The sequence below is a fragment of the Pseudoxanthomonas japonensis genome, assembly GCF_010093445.1.
GTDB lineage: Bacteria > Pseudomonadota > Gammaproteobacteria > Xanthomonadales > Xanthomonadaceae > Pseudoxanthomonas_A > Pseudoxanthomonas_A japonensis.
Window position 1 is genome coordinate 39,878 of the sequence record NZ_PDWW01000027.1, and the last position, 20,644, is coordinate 60,521.

At 62.7% G+C, this 20,644-nt stretch carries 18 protein-coding genes and 1 tRNA gene; 11 read left to right on the plus strand and 8 right to left on the minus strand.

Annotated features, from left to right (window positions below; translation table 11 throughout):
• Window positions 1-16: 16 nt before the first annotated feature.
• The 3 genes from CSC78_RS15835 to CSC78_RS15845 are packed head-to-tail and all read left to right on the plus strand — an operon-like array spanning window position 17 to window position 5,698.
• Window positions 17-2,893, plus strand: coding sequence for a Z1 domain-containing protein (locus CSC78_RS15835; RefSeq protein WP_162338826.1), 2,877 nt, complete (start codon window positions 17-19; stop codon window positions 2,891-2,893).
• Entirely contained in the window at window positions 2,877-3,905 is a 1,029-nt protein-coding gene (locus CSC78_RS15840) for a PD-(D/E)XK motif protein (RefSeq protein WP_162338827.1), read from the plus strand. The genes CSC78_RS15835 and CSC78_RS15840 overlap by 17 nt, the downstream gene beginning before the upstream one ends.
• The gene (locus CSC78_RS15845) at window positions 3,896-5,698 is read left to right on the plus strand and encodes an AIPR family protein (RefSeq protein ID WP_162338828.1); all 1,803 of its coding nucleotides are present in this window, start codon (window positions 3,896-3,898) and stop codon (window positions 5,696-5,698) included. Before CSC78_RS15840 ends, CSC78_RS15845 begins: the two co-directional genes overlap by 10 nt.
• 74 nt (window positions 5,699-5,772) lie before the next feature.
• Here the strand turns inward: CSC78_RS15845 and CSC78_RS18915 are convergent, their stop codons facing one another.
• From CSC78_RS18915 to CSC78_RS15860, 3 genes are read right to left on the minus strand one after another with little or no spacing between them, the layout of a single operon-like run.
• Window positions 5,773-6,666 (minus strand): glycosyltransferase family protein, encoded by an 894-nt coding sequence (locus CSC78_RS18915; protein ID WP_238391314.1) that lies wholly within the window; start codon window positions 6,664-6,666, stop codon window positions 5,773-5,775.
• The gene (locus tag CSC78_RS15855) at window positions 6,653-7,354 is read right to left on the minus strand and encodes a Cro/Cl family transcriptional regulator (protein WP_162338829.1); all 702 of its coding nucleotides are present in this window, start codon (window positions 7,352-7,354) and stop codon (window positions 6,653-6,655) included. Before CSC78_RS15855 ends, CSC78_RS18915 begins: the two co-directional genes overlap by 14 nt.
• A 10-nt stretch (window positions 7,355-7,364) precedes the next feature.
• A complete protein-coding gene (locus CSC78_RS15860) occupies window positions 7,365-8,174 on the minus strand; it encodes a TIGR04255 family protein (protein WP_162338830.1) in 810 nt (269 codons plus the stop codon).
• Window positions 8,175-8,956: 782 nt separating this feature from the next.
• On the opposite strand from CSC78_RS15860, the gene CSC78_RS15865 reads away from it, so the two are divergent.
• Window positions 8,957-9,889: a hypothetical protein gene (locus CSC78_RS15865; RefSeq protein ID WP_162338831.1), complete on the plus strand. Its 933-nt coding sequence runs from the start codon at window positions 8,957-8,959 to the stop codon at window positions 9,887-9,889.
• A 134-nt stretch (window positions 9,890-10,023) separates the two neighbouring features.
• Here the strand turns inward: CSC78_RS15865 and CSC78_RS15870 are convergent.
• Window positions 10,024-10,100: transfer RNA gene (locus CSC78_RS15870), tRNA-Arg, on the minus strand.
• Window positions 10,101-10,329: 229 nt separating this feature from the next.
• Here CSC78_RS15870 and ubiA point away from each other — a divergent pair.
• Both ubiA and CSC78_RS15880 read left to right on the plus strand, forming a co-directional pair.
• Window positions 10,330-11,232: a 4-hydroxybenzoate octaprenyltransferase gene (ubiA, locus tag CSC78_RS15875; protein ID WP_162338832.1), complete on the plus strand. Its 903-nt coding sequence runs from the start codon at window positions 10,330-10,332 to the stop codon at window positions 11,230-11,232.
• A 116-nt stretch (window positions 11,233-11,348) separates the two neighbouring features.
• Window positions 11,349-13,100 carry a DUF11 domain-containing protein gene (locus CSC78_RS15880; protein ID WP_162338833.1) on the plus strand — a complete coding sequence of 584 codons (1,752 nt, stop codon included), beginning with the start codon at window positions 11,349-11,351 and terminating at the stop codon, window positions 13,098-13,100.
• Between the two features lie 18 nt (window positions 13,101-13,118).
• Here CSC78_RS15880 and CSC78_RS15885 read toward each other — a convergent pair whose 3' ends face one another.
• On the minus strand, window positions 13,119-13,823 hold the full coding sequence (locus tag CSC78_RS15885) for a ComF family protein (RefSeq protein WP_162338834.1): 705 nt from the start codon (window positions 13,821-13,823) through the stop codon (window positions 13,119-13,121).
• Window positions 13,824-13,884: 61 nt separating this feature from the next.
• Here CSC78_RS15885 and bioB point away from each other — a divergent pair, with 61 nt between their 5' ends.
• From bioB to bioC, 4 genes are all read left to right on the plus strand, one after another.
• The gene (bioB, locus tag CSC78_RS15890; protein WP_162338835.1) at window positions 13,885-14,961 is read left to right on the plus strand and encodes a biotin synthase BioB; all 1,077 of its coding nucleotides are present in this window, start codon (window positions 13,885-13,887) and stop codon (window positions 14,959-14,961) included.
• Window positions 14,962-15,079: 118 nt separating this feature from the next.
• Window positions 15,080-16,279 (plus strand): 8-amino-7-oxononanoate synthase, encoded by a 1,200-nt coding sequence (gene bioF, locus CSC78_RS15895; protein WP_162338836.1) that lies wholly within the window; start codon window positions 15,080-15,082, stop codon window positions 16,277-16,279.
• 53 nt (window positions 16,280-16,332) lie between these two features.
• Window positions 16,333-17,109, plus strand: coding sequence for a pimeloyl-ACP methyl ester esterase BioH (bioH, locus tag CSC78_RS15900; protein ID WP_162338837.1), 777 nt, complete (start codon window positions 16,333-16,335; stop codon window positions 17,107-17,109).
• Window positions 17,106-18,005: a malonyl-ACP O-methyltransferase BioC gene (gene bioC / locus CSC78_RS15905; protein ID WP_162338838.1), complete on the plus strand. Its 900-nt coding sequence runs from the start codon at window positions 17,106-17,108 to the stop codon at window positions 18,003-18,005. Before bioH ends, bioC begins: the two co-directional genes overlap by 4 nt.
• 59 nt (window positions 18,006-18,064) lie before the next feature.
• On the opposite strand, the gene CSC78_RS15910 is transcribed toward bioC, so the two are convergent.
• The 3 genes from CSC78_RS15910 to CSC78_RS15920 are packed head-to-tail and all read right to left on the minus strand — an operon-like array spanning window position 18,065 to window position 20,116.
• Window positions 18,065-18,502, minus strand: coding sequence for a ketosteroid isomerase-related protein (locus tag CSC78_RS15910; protein WP_162338839.1), 438 nt, complete (start codon window positions 18,500-18,502; stop codon window positions 18,065-18,067).
• A 46-nt stretch (window positions 18,503-18,548) separates the two neighbouring features.
• On the minus strand, window positions 18,549-19,157 hold the full coding sequence (locus tag CSC78_RS15915; RefSeq protein WP_162338840.1) for a YdcF family protein: 609 nt from the start codon (window positions 19,155-19,157) through the stop codon (window positions 18,549-18,551).
• Window positions 19,154-20,116 carry a pyridoxal-phosphate dependent enzyme gene (locus tag CSC78_RS15920; protein WP_162338841.1) on the minus strand — a complete coding sequence of 321 codons (963 nt, stop codon included), beginning with the start codon at window positions 20,114-20,116 and terminating at the stop codon, window positions 19,154-19,156. The genes CSC78_RS15915 and CSC78_RS15920 overlap by 4 nt, the downstream gene beginning before the upstream one ends.
• A gap of 137 nt (window positions 20,117-20,253) precedes the next feature.
• Between CSC78_RS15920 and CSC78_RS15925 the strand changes: the two genes are divergently transcribed.
• A complete protein-coding gene (locus CSC78_RS15925; RefSeq protein ID WP_162338842.1) occupies window positions 20,254-20,514 on the plus strand; it encodes a hypothetical protein in 261 nt (86 codons plus the stop codon).
• The last annotated feature ends 130 nt before the right edge of the window (window positions 20,515-20,644 follow it).

The following is a 20,644-nucleotide window of genomic DNA, read 5'->3' on the forward strand; positions in this document are numbered from 1 at the left end:
TAACACAGGGAACACAATGAACGATTCGAATTCAAGCCGCGTAGTCAAGATTGTTCAAGAGCTACTCCTCGACGAAGAGGACAAGTCCGTCATCACTCCGGCATTGATCGCAGAAAAGATCGATCTGGTTTTGCGGATGCACGCGAAATGGGCAGAAGCGCTTGATCGTGAAGCTGTGACAGACGAGTTGATACGCCGATTCAGCGTCTGGATAGGCGAAGACACCTCGCTTGTGGATTCGTCGGGTCATGAGCCTTGGCTTGATGCAGCGAGAAAGCAGGATTGGCGCTACTGGCAGCGCTATAGGGAGTTCCAAGAGAAGAAGTTGTCCTGGAAGGCAGTGGACGCTTTGGACAAGTCCACAGACAGAATCCTTAGCATGCTCGAAGACCCAATGCGTCCGGGCATGTGGGACCGTCGTGGGTTGGTCGTAGGTCATGTTCAGTCAGGCAAGACCGCAAACTACACCGGTCTTGTTTGCAAGGCGGCAGATGCCCAGTACAAGGTCATCATCGTGCTGGCCGGTCTGCACAACAATCTCCGGTCTCAGACACAGATCCGTCTCGAGGAGGGGTTTCTTGGATACGAGACCAATGGCGCCACGAATGTTCAGCGCCGCATAGGCGTAGGGCTCATTGACACGGACCAATCGATCAATCCTAACTGCGCAACGACGCGGGCCAACAATGGCGATTTTGGCGGCCGTGCTGCCACACAACTTGCGATCTCTCCAGAGCAAAGGCCTTGGCTATTTGTCGTCAAGAAAAACAAGTCTGTTCTCGTCCAGTTGTTGAAATGGATCCAGAACCATGTTGCCGACATGCCGATCGCTTCGGATGATTCATTCACCGCGGAAAAGGATCAATTGCCGCGAGTAAAGAAGCGGGTAACCAAGCTTCCGCTTCTCATCATCGACGACGAAGCGGACAACGCCTCCGTGGACACAGGTGAGACCGTCGTCGATGCAGACGGAAATCCTGACGACGAGCATCAGCCCACGACGATCAACCGCTTGATCCGTCGAATACTCCATTCGTTCTCGAGAGCGGCGTATGTCGGATACACGGCCACGCCGTTCGCGAACATCTTCATTCACGAGCGTGGTACGACCAAGTCGGAGGGGCCGGATCTCTTCCCCTCCGCTTTCATCCAGAATCTCGCCGCACCGTCTAACTATGTCGGTCCGGGGACAGTGTTCGGGCGTCCTGGGCCGAATGGTAGGGAAGGCCAGCTCCCTCTCATCAAGGAGGTGGCGGACTACATGTCCGAGGATGAAAAGTCGGGTTGGATGCCAGTGAAGCACAAGCCCGTTCATGTTCCAATGTATTCGAGCTCCGATGCGCTTCCGCCAAGTTTGAAGACTGCGCTGAACTCCTTTCTGCTTGCATGCAGTGCAAGGGAACTGCGCGGCCAAGGAGGCGAGCACAGCTCAATGCTTATTCATGTGACCAGGTTCAACTCGGTCCAAGCAGCCGTCCATCAGCAAGTCGCTGAATACATGCAGGACGTGCGGCAGAGGATAAGTCGCCGGATTGGCCACGAGGCAATCATCGAGCAGCTTCGGGAGCTTTGGGAGACTGACTTCCTGCCCGCGACGCAGCAAATTCGCTTGGCAGGGGTCGGCAATGTTCCGGAAGAAGACCCGGAATGGACGGACATCGTCGGCGTTCTGCCAGATGTAATGCATGACATCGATGTTCGAATGATCAACGGCACCGCAAAGGACGTGCTGGACTACGAGGAAAGCAAAGCCAAAGGACTGAAGGTTATTGCCATCGGTGGAGACAAGCTCGCCCGCGGCCTGACGCTTGAAGGACTGTGCACAAGCTACTTCCTTCGTGCGTCCAGGATGTACGACACACTGATGCAAATGGGTCGGTGGTTCGGCTATCGGCCGGGCTATCTTGACCTTAGCCGTCTCTACACTTCTTCAGATCTTGTCCGCTGGTTCCGACATGTTTCGGATGCGGCCACGGAACTGCGTGAGGAATTTGACCTGATGGCGAATTCCGGTGCGACGCCGAGGGAATATGGACTAAAGGTCCAGTCGCACCCCGAGCTTCTGGTTACTTCGCAGATAAAGATGCGGAGTGCCCGCACCTTGCAGCTATCGTTCAGTGGTCAACTGATGCAAACGGTATCTCTGCCACGCCGGAAGTCCGAAATCCAGAAGAATTTCGATGCGGCCTCAAGGCTTTTCGGAGCACTTGGTCCATCGGCGGGAGAGGCTTTCGAGCGCAGATTCGGTGCAACCAGCCATCAGTGGAATGGCCATCTATGGAAGGATGTGCCGCATTCTCACATTGTCGATTTCCTGCAGGGATATAGGACCAATGAAGCCGCTCATCGTGTCAACAGTGCCGCTCTGTCGGACTTCATCCGGATGATGGCCGGCTCCGGCGAGCTGACAAAATGGACGGTTGCTCTATTGGGAGTTCGCACTGGAAGGCCGTCTGAGCTTGCGCCTGGGGTGTCGGTGAACATGGCCAAGCGAACAGGCGATTCCCAATTCGATGATCGATACGCGATCGGAGTGCTGTTGGACCCCAAGGACGAATCGATTGGCCTGGACGAAGCCCAGTGGAATGCGGCGCTTGAGTTGACAGCGGAGGCATGGACGAAAAGCGGGAAAGCCGGACAGCCGGAGATCCCCAGTGGGCCTGCTATCAGGAGGGTCAGGGGCCTTGGGGCACCTGGAGCACTACCACGGCCCGACGAAGGGCTTCTGGTCGTCTATGTGCTGGACCCGGGAGGTGCCGGGCTCGACTTCGAAGTCGGGACGTCTGGCATTGTGGCTTTTGGCATCAGTTTCCCAGGAAGCAAATCGAACGTGAAGGTCGACTACAAGATCAACAATGTCGCCTGGGAGCTTGAGTATGGCGCTTCAGAATGAGCAGGATCAGCTGACCGCAGCGTGGCGTGCTCTCGGAGCTGAAAGCGGCCAAGGCTGGAGAGTTATCGAGCTTGTTCGGAAATTAAACTGTACCGTCCACGCAGGGCGGCGGGCGCCGGGCAATGAGGAATCGCTACTGATTGGCATCGAAGGCTCTCCGGTCGGACGGGATGTCCAGCTGCCAAGGGGGCAGGGATTCAGCCTTACCCGGACCGAAACCATTGATGCGGCTACTGGGCGGACATGGTTCGCACTCGCTCGCAATATTGGTGGGCAACTGGGGCTTTTTACACTGATGGCCGCAGATCTGGTGGCGCTACTTGCTCAAGCGGGTGACGAGGACCCAAGCCGCATCTACTCCGCCTTGATGGCCCGCATTCGTGCATGGCAGGAGTTCATGAAGCGGGACCGCACCGGCGTGCTATCAGCGGAAGAGGAAGTTGGCCTGTTCGGGGAATTACTTGTGTTTAAGGACATCTTGAAGAGCGGCATGAACGCATCGGATGTCATTGATTCTTGGGAAGGTCCAGCGGATGGTTTGCACGACTTCCTGATCGGGACCGGGGCAGTCGAAGTCAAGTCGACGGTTTCCCCAGTGGGATTTGTCGCGGAAATTGCAAACCTCGATCAACTGGATGACAGCTTACGACGCCCCCTGTATGTGGGTGCAGTTCGCCTCTCGCAGACAAGCAGCGGACAGACATTGCCGGAGCTTTGTGACGAACTGGCGCAGGTTGTCCAGGAAGCTGCGGGAGCGACGACGGCATTGGGGAGCAAACTCTTATCGGCGGGCTACATCGAGGCCATGCGGGAGAGGTACACGCGTAGATTCGTCCAAGTCCATCTTGGCTATAGATTGATTCGCGATGATTCGCCTCGTTTGACTAGATCCAATGTTCCTGCGGCTGTGCAACGCGTCAAATACGCGATGGATCTTGACGCCATACCTGAAGTGGCGACGAGATGCGAAGAAATCATTGAAAGTCTTGGGGTGAATGTCGCGTGGAACTGATCGAATTCCTTGTCCAAACCCGCGCCGAAGTGAGCGATGAAATTGCGGAGCGGATGACCGTATCCGGTACTCCGTATCCGTATCCCGAGCTCGTATTCTCCGAAATCGTCATGCGCCATATGGAAGATGTGGGGATGACGTACGAGCCGCAGGTCTGCTACTACGACACCAAGGTTGGTAATGCCAACATCAAGCTGAGCGGCTACTCGGTTTCTGAGGATGACGACAGACTCGATCTGTTTGTCAGCATCTACATGAACGCGGAGACGCTGCAATCGGTGCCGGATTCGACAACCCAGAAGGCGGCCGAGCAGTGCCTGCGGTTCTTGTCGCTATCGGCGCAAGGGAAACTTGCGTCAACCATGGACCCTTCGAATGACGCCCATGAGCTGGCCGTGCACATTGAAAAGGGTTATGCGGGCTTGGACGAAATCAGGATCTATGTCCTGACCGATGGCCAAGTCAAAGCCAAGAACTTCAAGTCTCGGGAGATCAACGGTAAGACCGTCAGGCTGGAAGTAATGGACATCGAGCGGCTTCATCGCCACTGGTCGGAAGGCAAACCGCGGGACGAGCTTGTTGTGAACTTCGACGATGTCGCTGGCGGACCATTGCCCTGTGTCTATATTGAGGGAAATCCGAGTACCTACGACTATGCGATGACCGTCTTTCCGGGCGATGTCCTCAGATTCCTCTATGAAAAGTACGGCGCCCGCCTTCTTGAGGCCAACGTCCGGTCGTTTCTAAGTGCCACGGGAAAGGTCAACAAGGGGATCCAGGCGACACTTCGTTCGGACCCAGAGAAGTTCGTTGCCTATAACAACGGTATCGTCATCGTCGCAGATGAGGCCAGACTGGGGCAGACCAAACAGGGTGGCCCAGGAATCGCATGGCTCAAGGGTATGCAGATCGTCAACGGCGGTCAGACTACCGCTTCGATCTATTTCACCAAGAAGAAGTATTCCGAGATCGACCTTGGGAAGGTCCGTGTGCCTGCCAAGGTGGTTGTCTTGAAGACTGACGACCCTGCGGCTGAAGAAGCGATGATCTCGGACATCTCACGATATGCCAACAGCCAGAACACAGTGAAGCAATCTGACTTGTCGGCAAATTCTCCCTTCCATGTGGAGCTGGAGAAACTGTCCAACAGGATCTATTGCCCGGATGGTGTTGGCCGCTGGTTCTACGAGCGAGCTGCGGGCAGCTACACGACCATGCTGGCGCGGGAGGGATCGACGCCGGCCAAGTACCGCAACCTGAAGACGGTCGTGGTGCCGCCTGCTCGCCGCCTGACTAAGACTGACCTTGCCAAATTCTTAAATGCCTGGGATGGTCGGCCGGACCTCGCGAGCTTGGGCGGACAGAAGAACTTCGCGCGCTTCATGGATGAGATTCGGGACAAGGAGGAGCAGGGTGTATCCGCGATTCCAGACGTCCAAGGCTACAAGCGCATGATTGCCAAGGTCATCTTGTTCAAGCGCGTTCATTCGCTTTTGCGCCCCATGTTTCCCGCGTTTCAGGGCAACGTTGCGATCTACATTGTCTCGATGATTTCCCGCGTGTACGCGAGCAAGGTCGATCTCGACAAGATTTGGGAGCAGCAGGACGTTTCAGATGCCTTCAAGAGTCAGATCCGGATATGGGCGGTAGAGGTGAATCAGGCACTCCATGCGTCTGCCAACGGCCGGATGATTTCAGAGTGGGCAAAGAAGGAGGAGTGTTGGGTATCGGTCCAGAAAGTTGCCTTGTCCTCGCCAGGCGCTCTCATACCAGAGATATCGCCAGTAAAGTGACCCTTGGTTTTCTTCGGTCATCTTGTACGTTGCCTTCGTGCCGAGCGGCTCTTTGGTCTTCCCGGGTCAGATCCCTATCGGTCAACAAAAACGGGCTGCTCGGGATCTGTTCGCAAGCTAATGTGATCGCCATGCCACTTGCTCAGGGCTTGTGACTGAGCAACCGTAATTGCGTCGTCGGCAATAGAATCAATGCCGCAGAGTTCGATCCACTTCCAAGATTCAACTCCGTCTACAGTGACTTTGCATCTTGAACTAAAGATCTCCTCAATGCGGTCTGCAGTCTTCTGCGCAACGTCGAACGCTTCACTTGGATCGGAAGCTGTGCTGTACATCAGCGTGATGTACAGGGAATAGGTATCAGCTGCACCGTTCCGCGGAACCTCGTGCCCTTCGTCGATATCAAAAAACATCGCGGATATGTAGGCCCCTGAATCCTTGAACGCCTTTGCAATGCGCTCTTTGACTCCGGTCTCTTCGTTGAGCCGTCGATCGAATTCATCGGGGAATGCCGAGCGGTGGTAGCGTGACGCAAGCCAGAGCTGGAGAGTTCGCCTTTCCCGTGGGCTCATGCGAATCTCGTCTCGCGGGACGAATGCCGCGAGGGATGGCATTCCGGGTCTGAGTTTTGGCAGCGACCGTTTATTCGAACCGGTAAGAGCAACAAAGCGAGGCGCTGGTCCTGCAGTGCACTCTAAATGAAGGGTCCGCGTGTTCTTTCCGTGACTGTAGTTGCCATCGAGCTTCTCAATGAATTTGCCAATCAGAATCTCGACTTCGGGCTCTGATTCGGGAGGCTGGGCAAGGTCACAGTCATGGCTGATGACGACTATGGCGGTATCCTGATCGCCATCATGGGCGATTCCAAACGCCGTCGCCGCTTCGTGGGATAGGAACATCCCTTGGCGCCATGGCGTATTGCGCCCCCATTCCGGGACATTGGCATCGCTCAAGTCAGGCTGATTCATCCGGGTATGGCGAACCAATCTCGCTGATGTCTATGGGTTTCCGAGCCCGTCCAGCCAAGCGCTGTGAAATCGAATTGCGCTGGCGCACTTCTCGCTCAAGCATGGAGATGAGTTTCTTGACTGCGTCCTCAGGCGTGGAGCCTTCGCGGATCGCCTCAAAAATCGTCTTTCCACCGGGCAGTTTTCGCGTCAACGGACGGAGGGCGCCGGAAATCCCGGAGGCAACCAGCAAGTCAGAAGCCTTCGCGAGCTCTTCGAGTCGCGCCTCGTTATGGGGGGCGACAATCTGTCCCGACTGCCAGTTGTAGATGGTTTGCCTCGACACTCCGACAAGCACCGCGAGTTCAATGGTTGTCGGACGTAGTACATGGCGAACGCGAGCCAGGTTCTCCGTGGAACTCCGGACCAGTTGACGGGATATTGCTTTGAATTCGCCCCCCCGGAATTCGAACCCCTGCAATCGATATCCGCGGTCGTTTCTTGCGGCCACGTAGTCCGCAGTCAAAAGGCCCCCCGTTCCAACGACGAAGGCGGCAACCAATCCACCGGATAGGAAACGTGAGGCGGGGATCGGCTGAGCCTCAGCTGCCTGAGGCTTATCGGCAACCATCTTTTCCAAGAGCCTCGCCCTGGCGATCGCGTCACCAACAGCAAAGCGATGATCGTCGCCTGTACGCAAATTGCTCATCACCACCCCCTCATTCGTTCCATGCCTTTGATGCGTGCGGCATTACCGATGCTTTGAAGCAACCGCTAGCCAAGTCATGGAGCTTGTCCATGTGTGTGCCAATCTCGTCCAGATCAAATGGCCTCCTTTCAGCAAAGGAGCCGTCCGTGTCTAGGATTGCATGCTCTCCTTTGAAAGAGCTAAACCGGTTCAGAAGGTTCAGGCCAAGTGGCTGCAGGTCGGGCGGAAAGCCGATACCACCTTCCTGAATTACTGTCCGGCTTGTGACTCTGCCCACATTCTCGGCTATCAGTAGGCTTTCCGAGAATGAGTAAGCAAATTGCGCCGTCGGCATGCACGTGGGCAGGCCCAGTAGCTGGGGTACCAAGTAATCGCTCAAGGATTCCCCGGCCTTGGGCATCACTGCGTCGAGATATCGAAGTCCTAGCCGCTCCGCAAATGCCAGTCCTCCTACTGCTGTGGACAGGATTTCGAGCCCCTTTCTCAATTCCGCCCAGAACGCTTCGAAGTTCTGGTAGTCCGTCGTCTGGAATGCGAGGCCGTTAGCCGTCATGACGAAGCCACTGGTGCTGTCGATGTTTGTGAAAACAAACATCTCAATCCGTTCGCTCGGCAATTGTTCGGAGGGGGCGCCTTCATTGCCAGCCAGTGCCTGATTCAGGTTGAACGCCACCCTGAGGGTGCGCTTGAAGCCTGGGTAGCCGGCCTTGCGCATGCTCTCCTGGATGGCGGGTATGTAGTTCTCCAGGCTCAGCAGTGGGTTGTGTTGAATCTGGCCCAGTGAAAAAAACACAGGCGCGTTCTTGAGCTTGGCACCCATATGAACCCCGATTGACAATCCAGTTGTCACTTTACATAGTACTTGTCACTTGGACAACGAGGTCTTGATAAAAGTTCGGCCATCTCTGCGGCGTGTTCTTAAGCGATGAGATCAACCTAAGCAATTGATCTGCCAGGAAAAGAGTGGAGAAAAAAGCGTTGACTTCGCCCGAGGCCATATGTACGTTTGGACTGTGCCTGAACGGTACATCTTGTGGTTCTAAGTTGGTCAGGGGGCGACCGATTGTGGTCGGAACCGCAAGCCACTTATTCACAGGGTTATCTGCAACACTTGGCTTAATGGGCTGTTAGCCTTTTGGCCGAGAACAAAAAGCCCCGCCACTGAGGGCGGGGCCTAGGTCTTTCACAACCTGATTTGCCCCGGCGGTTCTGGTGCGCGCCAACGCACCTGAACCTGACCGGATCCTCCGGGTAGAGCGAACGACTGGAACGGTTCGCCTACTAAAGAGTTGCTGCTTTGTCAACCCATTGCGCGAGATGACTTGGGGATTAATCCATATCCCCTGGTCGCCTGTCAAAGCCTCAGCTCGGAAACGGTGCGTTCCCTCTCACAAGAGGGTTCTCTGTGATCTCGAGCAAGCCGGTGCCCGTGCGTGCTTATGTCCGTCGCCGACATGGCAGGACTGAGCACGTCCGCAAGCACTTCCGTTCATACCCGCGTCGTTGACTCGGATGAGGACTTGGGGCGGGGGCTTGCTAAGCCAGCCCCCAAGCACGAGGTCGTTGAACCCATCCGTTCAACTTCCTACGAGCACCATTCAAATGAAACGCATTTTGAAGCTTGAAAGGCATCTGCCAGAGTTCGAGGCTGGAGCCTCGGTTCGTGCCGCCATTGGTCTGTCTGGACTCAGTCCAGATGCCTTGAAGCGGTTTGGTTTTCTTGATCCCTTTGACGTTGGGCAAACAGTCTTGCCCAGTGTTCACTTGGGGCCTGCTGCGCGAAGGAATGCCAGTGGATTTGAAGTCGTTCATCGGGACTCGCCGATGGAGGAAGTGTTCCGTCTCCAATCGTGGCGTCGCAAGGAGTGGCACGGGAGTCATCAGGTTGAAGTGGACGACTTCATCCTGCGGTCGTACAAGCGTTATCCGCGCACTTACGTTGCGGGGAGCGGCATCGAGTTCACCATCTTCCAACGCGACGACGGGCAACGGTTCGTCGCCTCGCCGGTCTATGACACTGCGACCGAGTCGGATGAATTGCTCGTGGCGGCGAACCTGGTAGTGGAAGGATTCGCGGACGTGGAATTCTTGCGTGCCGATTTGTTGCCGGTGCTTAAGACTCCTATCAAGCGTCTCAATTGGGAGGTGTTTCCACGGGGGCGGGTGCCGTGGGATCGGGTTAGGAAGGAGCTTGAACGGGTCATCGAAAAGACCCCGCCTTCCATACAGCCGGTAATTCGTGCGCGGACGAGCCAAGTCGAGAAGTACGGCCCCGACTTCGCCGCAATCGGGCGTGCCGGGTTCTACGGCTATTGGGTTTTCGGCTTCACCAGGCAGGGCTTGTACGTGCTTGAAAGCCGGATGTTGGATAACGCTACCTATGTTCTCGGAGCGGACTGGGAAGTCGTTTCACGACTGACCAAGGCCGAGGTCATTAACAGCGATCTGGCAGTTGCGCGCCTCGTTCACGACCGTAGTTGGCCGGAGAAGCTGGATCAAGTGTTGCGTCATGTGATGCCGTCAAAGGCGGCATGAAGACAAAGCCCCGGCCAATGAGCCGGGGCTTTTTCATTTGAGCTCTGCTCGCGCCACAAGGCCATTACTCAGTCCGGGCTGCTGAAACCCCGGGGCTGTGTCCCAGATTCGGCGCAGATTTGTCACATGGGGGATGGCGCGCCTGGAGGGATTCGAACCCCCGACCAATGGCTTCGGAAGCCACTACTCTATCCGGCTGAGCTACAGGCGCGTTTTTAAAGGACTTTTTGCTTCGGGTCAGCCACTTTTGAGTAGTAGCCCGGTGACACTGCGGTTCCCGATTTTGGCCTATGAGCAGCGGCTTCGGAAGCCACTACTCTATCCGGCTGAGCTACGGGCGCACGGGACCGGCATTCTAGCCGCAAACCGGCGTGATGGCCCAGTTCCGGCCGCGCGACGCGGAATCGAGGTGCGCGAGCCGGCCTGTTACCCTCTTGCGCATGGGATACGAGCGTTACGACGAGGCCGGGGGTCCGCGCTGGCGGGAGCGCCTGGGCCAGTACTGGAAACTGGTGCGTGGCGACCGCCCGATCGGGGTGCTGTTGCTGCTGTGGCCGACATGGTGGGCGTTGTGGCTGGCCGCGGGCGGCATGCCGCCAGGGTGGACGCTGTTCGTCTTCACTGCCGGCGTCTGGCTGACACGATCGGCGGGATGCGTGATCAACGACTACGCGGACCGCTGGCTGGATCCGCAGGTGGAGCGCACGCGCGGGCGTCCGTTGGCGACGGGCGCGGTATCGGGACGCGAAGCGCTGGTGGTGTTCGCCGTGCTGATGCTGGTCGCCTTCGCACTGGTGCTGACGTTGAACCGGCTGACGGTGTGGCTGAGTGTCGTCGGCCTGTTCCTGGCGGCCAGCTATCCCTACCTCAAGCGCTACACCTACCTGCCCCAGGTGTACCTGGGGCTGGCCTTCGGCTGGGGCATTCCGATGGCCTTCGCCGCCGTGCAGGGCGACGTGCCGACCGTCGCGTGGGTGCTGTACGGCGCCAACATCCTGTGGGCCACCGCCTACGACACCTGGTACGCGATGGTGGATCGTGAGGACGACCTGCGCGCCGGCTCGAAATCCACGGCCATCCTGTTCGGCGATCTCGACCTGATCATCCAGGGCGTGCTGTATGCCCTGGTGTTCGTCGCGTTGTATCTGGTTGGGCGGCAGGCAGGACTGGGCACGTATTACTGGGCGGGCGTCGGTACCGCCGCGTTGCTGGTCACCTCACAGTTCTGGATGGCCCGTCATCGGGAGCGTGCAGCGTGCTTCCGCGCGTTCCTGCACAACAACTGGGTGGGTGCGGCGATCTTCGTCGGACTGGCGTTGGATCTGGCCCGCCGAACGGCGTAGTGCATTCACGATGCGCGTGAGATAGCGTGATAGTGTTCACATTAATCAATGTGACAACGCACGCGCACGACATGGCAGAACATGACAGGGGATCGGGAATCGCAGGATTCCCTGGGGTGAAATGCGGCCGCTGGATGATCGGCATGGTGCTGGCGGCATGCCTCGGCAACGCCGCAGCGCAGACCGTACGGTGGGAGGATTACCGCGGCAACGACCGGGTCGGCACCGTGTACACCGGCCCGGCAGGCGCGCCGACGTTCGCCAACAACACCGGCACCGGCGCGGCCCGCCTGAACGCGCTACGGGCCATCGCCGCCAATCCGGCAAATGCCGTGCGCACCGGTACGGTGGCGGACATCAACTACCGCGCCGCGGCCAACAACCTATGCAACATGGACACGCCGGCCACGAGCGTCGCGTCCTGCAACGTGCAGGCGATGGGGCGCGTGTCGTACGCGCTGATCCGGTTTCCGGCGGCGGGCACCTACAGCGTCAGCATCGCGCACGACGACAATGTCGAACTCGGCTTCTCCAGCGACTACGCCAACACCGCGTACCGCACGGCGTCGTACGACGTGCCGGTCGGCACGGTGAACGACTGGACCGCCAACGAAGACACGTACGTCAGCCTGGGCACGTTCACCGCTGCCAATGCCAACAGCTGCGCGCTGGTGCGCATGTACTGGCTCAACCATGGCGGCATCAACCATGCGCGCCTGCGCTGGACGCTGCCGGGCAGCGGTACGCCGGCGATCATTCCGTCGACGGCGTTCCGTGACCCCGCCGCGGCGGCCAGCGCGAACGGGTGCAACGGCTCGATCACCGGCAACGGCACCACCATCACGCTGAACAAGGTGCTGGGCGCGCCGCGCGCCGATGCGAGCGACCAGTTCACCGTGCAGATCGGCACCACATCGACCGCCGGCACGGTGCGTGAAGCGACCACGTCCGGCGCCGGGGTGGGCCAGCAGGCCAGCACGGCGGCACTCGCGGTGACCACCGGCACGACCTACTACCTGCGCGACACCATGGCGGCCGGCAGCGCATCGACGCTCGCGGGCGCCTACACGGCGACCATCGCCTGCACCCGCAATGGCACGGCGTTCACCCCGGCCGGGGCGTCGCCGACATGGAACGTCACGCCGGCCGCCAACGACCAGATCGTGTGCGCGATCACCAACACCGCGCGCCCGATCCTGCGCCTGAGCAAGGAACTGCCCGATGGCCGCCTGCAGGCCGCGGACCAGTTCGCGCTCGCCATTGCTGGAACGGGTGCCGGCGCCGGCGCGTCGGTGACCACCACGGGCACGACCAACGCGCCGACGCAGGTCGCGATCGTCAGCCCGGCGACGGTCGGCGCCAGCTACACCTTCTCCGAGACCGGCGCAGCTGGCGCGAACCTGTCCGACTACACCACGACCTATGCCTGCACGAATGCGCGCAGCGGCGGCTCGGCACCCGCCGGCAATGGCGCGTCGTTCGTGTTCGCCCCGGCGGCGGGCGACCAGCTGAGCTGCGTCTTCCGCAACGTGCGCATCCCGAGGACCGACCTGTCGATCACCAAGGCGGCCAATCCCACGACGGCACTCTCCGGCAGCGTGGTGACCTACACGGTGACCGCCAACAATCCCGGCCCCAGTGCCGCCAACGGCACCGTCATCCGCGACACGCCGGGCGCCGGCCTGAACTGCACGGATCCGGTCGCCACCGCGGCGTGCGCGGCGTCCGGGGGCGCGAGTTGTCCGGGCGCCACCGTGCCGGTCGCCAGTCTGACCGGGGCGGGCGTGACGATTCCGGCGCTGCCTGCCGGCGGCCAGGTCGTGCTGACGCTGCAGTGCCGCGTCACCGCCACGGGCCTCACGCCCTGAAGACGTGGTCGCGTGCCGTCACGGCACGCGGGCGCACACCCACGCATCCACGCGCCTGACGCCCGCGCCGAGCAGGACGCGGGCGGCCGCCTGCAGGGTGGCTCCGGTGGTCATCACGTCATCGACGAGTGCGACATGGTCTGGCATCGCGGCGTGCGGCGCGACCCGGAAGGCACGGGCGACATTGCGCTGGCGCTGACCGGCATCGAGCTCGGATTGCGGCGCGGTCGCGCGGACACGACGCAGCAGGTCGGACCGCAGGGGCAGGGCGAGCGCAGCGGCGAGGGGGCGCGCGAGTTCGAGCGCCTGGTCGTACCCGCGCTGTCGCATCCGATTCGGATGCAGGGGCACCGGCACGAGCGCGTCCGGTCGCGGCGCCAACGCCAGCGGGCCGGCCATCAGCTCCGCCATCAGTTGTCCGGCGGCGAGGTCGCGATGGAACTTGAAGCGCGGCACCAGCCGGTCCAGCGGAAATCCGTAGACGAACACCGCCCGGGTATGGGTCAGTGCAGGAGGATGCAGCAGGCAGTCGCCGCACTCCCCGGCTACCGCCATCGGCAGCCCGCAGCGGCTGCAGCAGGCGGAGTTCCATGGCAGCTGTTCCATGCACGTTGAGCACAGATCGACGTCCATGTAGCCACGTTCGCGGCAGATCGTGCATCGCGGAGCGAACAGCAGGCGAGTGGCGTGGCGCCACCAGCCGTCAACTTTCAGCGCATCCATGCGGTTGACAGGGCCGGGCCCGGTTTCCAGACTTCCCCGACTGTATTCCGCCGAGGTCGCGATGTCCGCTCACTTTTCTTCCGATGCGCCGGTCGTGCGTCACGACTGGCAGCGCGACGAGCTGCTGGCCCTGTTCGACCTGCCGTTCCCGGAGCTACTGCATCGCGCTTCGGCCGTGCATCGCGTTCATTTCGACCCGGCCGAGGTCCAGGTCTCGACCCTGCTGTCGGTGAAGACGGGCGGCTGCCCGGAAGACTGCGCCTACTGCCCGCAGGCGCAGCGTTACGACACCGGCGTGTCCGCGCAGAAGCTGATGGACGCTGACGAGGTGCTCGCGAAGGCCGCGCAGGCCAAGGCGGCGGGCGCATCGCGCTTCTGCATGGGCGCGGCGTGGCGGTCGCCGAAGGACCGCGACATCCCGAAGGTCGCCGAGATGATCCGCGGCGTGAAGGCGATGGGGCTGGAGACCTGCGCCACGCTGGGCATGCTGAGCGGCGAACAGGCGCACGCGCTGAAGGACGCCGGGCTGGACTACTACAACCACAACCTCGACACCGCGCCGGACTTCTACGGCGACATCATCCACACCCGCCAGTACCAGGACCGCCTGGATACGCTGGAGCACGTCCGCGATGCCGGCATGAAGACCTGCTGCGGCGGCATCGTCGGCATGGGCGAATCGCGCGACCAGCGTGCCGGCCTGCTGCAGGCTTTGGCGAACCTGCCATCGCAGCCGGACTCGGTGCCGATCAACCGGCTGGTGCAGGTGGCGGGCACGCCGCTGCATGGCACGACCGAACTGGACCCGTTCGAGTTCGTCCGCACCATCGCGGTCGCCCGCCTCGTGATGCCGGCCTCGATGGTGCGGCTGTCGGCCGGACGCGAGGCGATGAGCGACGAACTGCAGGCGCTGTGCTTCCTGGCAGGTGCCAACTCGATCTTCTACGGCGAGAAGCTGCTGACCACCGGCAACCCGGACACCGGGCGCGACCAGGCCCTGTTCGCCCGCCTCGGGCTGCGGCCGATGGCGGTGCAGGTGGAAAACGTGCACGACCATCACAGAACCGATGCCCCGGGCAGCGGTACGGTGCATGCCGACATCACCCGTTCCGAGCCGTCCTGCGGCCGGGCGGCATAAGTCGGGGCAACAGGGGGCAGCATCGGACGACGCACGCTGGCGCGGTAACGCGGCCGGCGCGTCGTCGTCGACGGTCTCCCGCTGACTCCCGGCGCCTTCATCGCCAGGCCACGCCGACATGACCCGCACCGACCTGCACGACCGCATCCTCGCCCAGCGCCAGCAGCGCATCGCCTTGGGCCGGCAGCGCACGCGCCGCACCGTCACGCGTCGCGACGGTGTGCGCGTCGAGGTCAACGGCCGCTGGCTGACCGAATTCAGCAGCAACGACTACCTGGGGCTGGCGCAGCAGTTCGAAGTGACCAATGCGCTGCAGGACGCCGCCGCGCGCGAGGGTGCCGGCGCCGGTGCCTCGCACCTGGTCAGTGGCCATCACGCCTCGCACGAAGCGCTTGAGCGCGACATCGCTGACTGGCTGGGCTATCCGCGGGCGCTGCTGTTCGGCAGCGGCTTCCTCGCCAACCTCGCCGTGCAGCAGGCGCTGCTCGAAGACGGCGACGTCTGCGTGCAGGACCGGCTCAACCACGCCAGCCTGCTCGACGCGACCCGCCTGGCCGGGGCGAAGCTGCGCCGCTATCCGCATCTCGACCCGGAAGGCGCGTTGCGCCAGCTGAAGCTGCAGCCGGAGGGTGCGGCGATGCTGGTCACCGACGGCGTCTTCAGCATGGACGGCGACACCGCGCCGTTGCGGTCGTTGAGCCTGGTGGCGCGCATGCAGCAGGCGCTGTTCTTCGTCGACGATGCGCATGGCGTCGGCGTGCGCGGCCCCGAAGGCCGTGGCAGCGTGGCGGAAGCGCGCATGGGCGTCGCGGACGTCCCGCTGCAGCTGGTCACGCTGGGCAAGGCATTGGGCGGTTACGGCGCCGTGGTGGTGGGCGAGGAGACGCTGATCCAGCACCTGACTGAAACCGCGCGCCCCTACATCTACACCACGGCGATGCCGCCCGCGCTGGCGGCGGCGACACGCGTCGCGGTGAAGCATGCGCGCCGCGACCAGTGGCGCCGCGAGAAGCTGCAGTCGCTGGTCAACCGCTTCCGCGGCGGCGCGCAGCGGGCTGGCCTGCAATTGATGGCCTCGGATTCGCCGATCCAGCCGGTGCTGTGCGGCAGCGACGCCACCGCGCTCGCCCTGTCGGCCGCGCTCGACAGCGCGGGCTACCTGGTGCCGGCGATCCGCCCGCCGACCGTGCCGGATGGCAAGGCGCGCCTGCGCGTGACGCTGTCGGCGCTGCATTCGCTGCAGGACGTGGACGGGCTGGTGACGACGCTGGCGCGCTCGTGGGATGCCGTGCAACGCGTGCACGGCGCCGTCGCCTGACAGCACGCCCCTGCGTGGTCCCGCGTCGCGCGGGATCGGCGACAATACGCGGCATGCATATCGAAACCCTTGGCAGCGGCCCTTCGCTGGTGATGCTGCACGGTTGGGCCTTGCACGGTGGCGTGTTCGCCCCGCTGGTGCAGCGCCTGTCCGACCGCTACACGCTCCATCTCGTCGACCTGCCCGGGCATGGCCACAGTCGCGACAGTGAGGTCGCGCTGACGCTGGACGCCACCGTCGATGCCATTCTCGCGCACACACCACCCGCCGCGTGGCTGGGCTGGTCGCTGGGCGGGCTGTTCGCACTGCATGCGGCCGCGACGTCGCCGCAGGTGCGCGGGCTGGCGATGATCGCGGCCACGCCGCGCTTCGTGCGCGGCGACGGCTGGCCGCATGCCGTGCTCCCCCGTGTGTTCGCGCAATTCGGCAGCGATCTGAGCGGCGACTACGGCGGCACCCTGGATCGCTTCCTGGCCCTGGACACGATGGGGTCCGAGCACGCACGCAGCGAATTGCGCACGCTGAAGCAGGATCTCTACGCACGCGGCGAACCGGCGCCAGCGGCGCTGCAGCGCGGGCTGCAACTGCTCGAACAGACCGACCTGCGGGAAACCCTGCCAGCGCTCTCCGTGCCCAGCCTGTGGCTCGGCGGCCGTCGCGATCTGCTGGTGCCATCGAAGGCGATGCGGGCGGCGGCGGAAGCGGCGCCCAACGCGCAGTTCGTCGAGATCGCCGGTGGTGGGCATGCGCCGTTCCTCGGCCATGCCGACCTCGTGGCGGCGGACGTCGACCGCTTCCTGCAGGCGCTATCGCAGGATGTCGCGGCATGAGTACGTTCGACCAACGCCACATCCGCCGCGCGTTCTCGCGTTCTGCCGCCGGCTACGACGCCGCGGCGGCGCTGCAGCACGAAGTCGAAAAGCGGTTGATGGAGTCGCTGGACTACCTGACGTTGCGCCAGGGACAGGACGCGGTCGACCCGAAAGTCGTGCTCGATGTGGGCTGCGGCCCCGCGCACGCGGCCGCCGCCATGCGCAAGCGCTGGCCGAAGGCGCAGGTCATCGCGCTGGATCTCGCGTTGCCGATGTTGCGCGAGGCGAAGAAGCAGGCCGGCTGGTGGAAGCCGTTCCAGCGCGTCTGTGCGGACCTGCGTTCGCTACCGCTGGCAGAGGGCAGCGTCGACGTACTGTTCTGCAATCTCAGTCTGCAATGGGTCGACGACCTGCCGGCGGCGTTCAACGGTTTCCGTCGCGTGCTGAAGCCCGGCGGCCTGCTGGTGTGTTCGACCTTCGGCCCGGAGACCTTGCAGGAGCTTCGCGATGCGTTCGCGCACGCCGACGACACCCCGCACGTCAGTCCGTTCCCGCCGATCGCGCAGTTCGGCGACGCGTTGATGCTGGCGGGCTTCCGCGATCCGGTGCTCGACCGAGACCGCTTCACGCTGACCTACGACGACCTGCCCGCGCTGATGCGTGAACTGCGCGCGATGGGGGCAACCAATGCGTTGCAGCGTCGCCGACACACGCTGACCGGTCGCGCGCGCTTTGCCGCCGCTGCCGCGGCTTATGAGCCGCTTCGCCGGGCGGACGGCAAGCTGCCGAGCACGTGGGACGTCATCTACGCGCATGCCTGGGCGCCGCCGCCGGGCGCGCCGATCCGCGGTCAGGGCGAAGACATCGCGGCGGTGCCGCTGGCGAAGATCCCGATCCGACGACGCGGGGAGTAGATTCAAAGCCTTGGGTTCGCCACATGGACTCGCTGCGGCTCGTTATGCCTGGCGAAGGCTCAAGCGCTATCGCGGCGCACCTGCCGGATCCAATCCTGCAGGTTGTAATAATTGGTGACGCGCGCGATGCGGTCGTCGCGGATGTCGAAGAACGCGCCGCCAGGCAACACGTAGGTCTGCCCGTTCGCCGGCGGCAGGCCTTCGTCGGTGTTGAGGTATTCGCCGTGCACCATGTACTCCGCGGCCGCATGCTGGCCGTCCTGGGTCACCAGCACCACGATGTCGCGCAGCTGTTCGCGGTAGCTGGCGTTCATGCGCCCGAGGAACGCCGCGAACGCCTCGCGCCCGGTTTCGCGCGCGCCCTGGTTGAGGTCGTGCGCCACGTCGTCGGTCAGCAGGGCCAGCATGCCTTCCCAGTCGCCGCGGTTGAACGCGGCGTAGTAGGTGAGGACGAGTTCGGTGGCGCGGTCCTGCCGGCGCGTGCCGTCGATCTTCATGCGGATTCCCGTGGGGTGAGCGACGTCGCGATGATACGCCACGCATTCATCGCGGAAGCCGGTCGCGGTGGAAGAAATAGACTTCCTGCAGCAGGAAACGCCAGCGCGTGGCGAAACTGCGGAAGCGGCTGGTCGGCGTGGGCGATCCGACCGAACGGATGCCGAGGTCGCGGCTGATCCGCAGCGCGCGCGCCATGTGCAACGGGTCGCTGACGATGATGACGCTGTGCAGCTTGTGCTGCTGCATCAGCACGCGCGCCTGGCGCAGGTTGTCGTGCGTGTTGCGCGACAGCGACTCGATCAGGATCGCCTTGTCCGGCACGCCCTGGCGCAGTGCGTAGCGGCGCGCGACCTGCGACTCGGAAAAGCGTGCACCGGTGCCGCCATAGCCGCCGGTGAAGATCAGCGTCGGCGCCAGGCCGCGCTTGTACAGGTCGATGCCATGGCGAATGCGTTCCTCGAACACCGGCGACGGCTTGGCATCGTAGGCGGCGGCGCCCAGGACGATGATCGCGTCGGCGGGTGTGGCGTCGTCGCGCTGGCCGACCCAGATGATGTAGGCGGCCACGCCGGCCAGCCAGATCAGCGCCAGCATCACCAGACGGAACGCCCATCCGATGACGCCGCGCTTCGATTTCTTCCTGCGCGTGCTCATGCGGCGCGGCCCCACGGCAGCGCATCGATATCGACATTGCCCCCGGACAGCACGATGCCGACCCGCTGTCCGGCAAAACGCTCGCGCTGCTGCAGGACGGCGGCCAGCGCGATGGCGGAGGAGGGTTCCACCAGCAGCTTGAGGCACTCCCAGATCAGGCGCATCGCGGCGAGTGTTCCGCTGTCACGCACGGTGACCACCTCCACCTGGTGCGCACGCAGCAGGGCGAAGTTGGGCTCGCCGAGCGTGCCGCGCAGGCCGTCGCAGACGGTATCGGGTACGAAATCGATGCGGCGCTCGCCAGCGGCCAGCGACACGGCCGTATCGGCTGCACCCTCAGGCTCGGCCCCCATCACATGGCAACCCGGCGCCGTTGCCGCGGCGGCGATCGCGGTGCCCGCCAGCAGCCCGCCGCCGCCGACCGGGGCCACGAGGACCTCCAGTGGCCCGTGCCCATTGAGCAGTTCCAGTGCGGCCGTGCCCTGGCCGGCGATCACATGCGGGTGGGTGTACGGGTGGATCAGGGTGGCACCGGTGGCGGCCTGCACGCGGGCGGCGGTGGCCTCGCGGGCGTCGATGGTCGCCGCACACGTGTGCAGGTGCGCGCCGTAGCGGGCGATGTTCGCGAGTTTCGCGGCGTTCGCGCCCTCCGGCACCACCACATGGCAGGCGATGCCGCGGGTGCGCGCCGCCAGCGCCAGCGCCGCGCCGTGGTTGCCCGACGAATGCGTCACCACGCCACGTGCCGCCGAGGCGTCGTCCAGTGCCCAGACCGCATTGCAGGCCCCGCGGAACTTGAACGCGCCGGTCCGCTGCAGCGGCTCGGCCTTGAAGTGCAGTTCGCAGCCGGCCAGCGCGTCCAGGGCGCGGGAACGCAGGACGGGCGTGGCATGGGCATGGGGGGCGATACGGGCGGCGGCGGCGAGGACGTCGTCGAAGGTGGGCAGGGGCATCGGCATGCGGAAAGGTTAGCGCATCGACCCCCGCTGAACCTCCGCCAGCGCACGCGCGGCGCATGCCGCGATGCCGGCGGGGTTAAGCACGGATTCAATGCCCCGGGCCGATCCTGCCCCTGCACAGTAACGGGGGTTCCGCCATGAAGCGCTCATCTCTTTTGACCATCGCCTTCGCCAGCCTGGCGCTGGGCGGCTGTGCGACCTACGACTACGTCGGCGATACCGCACCCGGCGGCTACTACCATGGCCGGCCGAGCACGCAGTACTACGACCAGTACGGCGGCTACTACGGTGGCAGCGTCTATGGCAGCTATGGCCACGGCTACGGCGGTCCCTATCGTTACGGCAGCTACTACGGTTATCCGTACTACGGCTATTACGGGTCGCACTACCCGCCTTAATGTCTCTTATAAACATCTTACGCTGCCGGCGAAGAGGGTAGTGTATATTATGGGGGTGGGGGGCTCTATAAAAAAAAAAAGAAGAGACAGTAAGACAATAGAAGAATGTGATCACAGCAGTATACTATAA